Origin of the sequence: Endozoicomonas sp. SESOKO2 (assembly GCF_024606245.1) — a bacterium.
Taxonomy (GTDB): domain Bacteria; phylum Pseudomonadota; class Gammaproteobacteria; order Pseudomonadales; family Endozoicomonadaceae; genus Endozoicomonas_A.
Genome location: NZ_JAHHPQ010000698.1, coordinates 1 through 1,445, shown reverse-complemented (window position 1 = coordinate 1,445; position 1,445 = coordinate 1). Strand labels below are relative to the sequence as shown.

The following is a 1,445-nucleotide window of genomic DNA, read 5'->3' as shown; positions in this document are numbered from 1 at the left end:
TCCTGTACCGTTTTCGGACAACGGAAAAAACGAAATTCCAGCGTTGATAATTTGTCGACATCCTCTGCTCCGGTAATGTGCAGTAAAGATATAGCCATAAATTTTCCGATCATATCGGCACTAATATTACCTAACCAATTTTGTAGAGTCGTTATATGAACAAGCTGGCTATAAAAATTTGAAAACTGTTCAAGCCTCTCTTTTTTTTCCGAATCAGTGTTCCCTTTATGGCTTGGCTTTTGAGTATCATTTTCTTCTATTTTTTTATTGTATAGGTCAATGATCTTATTTAACCGCTTTAAGGCAAATGGTTTTATGTCTGGATCGTAATCAGCAAATGTTTTATACCATTTAGCTTCATCCTCCTGCAGGATACGATCATTATTTCCAAACGCCCTCAGCAAAAAAGGGTTTCGCTGGATCTCAGACTCCATCGCCAGAAGCACGCCGGTATCCCCCTGGGTAGCACTCAAGGCATCGACGTGTTTATGCCCGGAACTATAATCAATCAACCCTTCGTTGCGCATTGAATCAATCACTTCAATCACTTTCTCAAAAGATAATTCTGCGAGTTGATCATCAGAATGGTAGGGCGTGCAGATTATTTCAAACCATTGAGGTAAGTCGTAAAAAGGTAATACAGTAAAGCTATTATCAAAACCATAGCGTGTAGCAGACATGAGGTTAGGGCAATAACTCATTCCTTTTTGTTTGAGTCGAGATGCAAAACAATTAACAATCATACGCTGTTCGTCAGAAAGTCGGTTGTTTATATCATATTCAAGCTCTTCACCGAATTTAAGATTTAATCTGCTTGCCGGTTTCACTCCATTGTCAGTCCCAAAAACACAGTTATCAAACATAGCATTGACTATACCATCGCAGCGTCTGGAAAAAATAACCTCCAGAACATGTTGATTAAAATGCTCTCTTATATCATTATCATTGAGGCGTAGACCAATGATTATAATATTGTTGGTTTGACACGGTTCACAAGCACTATCAATGATTTCCTGTCTGAATTTTATAACAAAATCAAAGATAACAACCAGCTCAGAAAAAAAGCCACTTCCACCAAGAAGGGTTTGAAAAAATGGAAATATAGCTTTCAACAATTTCTCGTACGTAAATTCAGTGCGGCCAAATTGATTTGTAAACACAGACTTTGAGATAACATCATCCGGTACGTTTTCTTTTTTGTTAAGATAATCAACCAGCATGCCTGTCAGACTGTAACGTTTTTCAGACTTATTAAATTTTGACTCCTTTTCTGCCTGTTTGGTAAAAATAGCCTTCAGAAAAGATTGTATCTCTTCAACCCGTTCATGACTGATGGTTTTACCCGCCACATATTTATCGGGACTAATTTCAAAAGTAATACAACGATCACGAACCAGACCTTCCTGACATAAAATAAAATCGATAAAAATCCCTGTAATTTCCTC

Annotated in this window: 1 protein-coding gene; it reads right to left on the bottom strand. The window is 37.4% G+C overall.

Annotated features, from left to right (window positions below):
• Positions 1–1,445 (bottom strand): hypothetical protein (locus KDK17_RS16890; protein WP_257288613.1); only part of this gene is annotated, 1,445 nt, incomplete at both ends.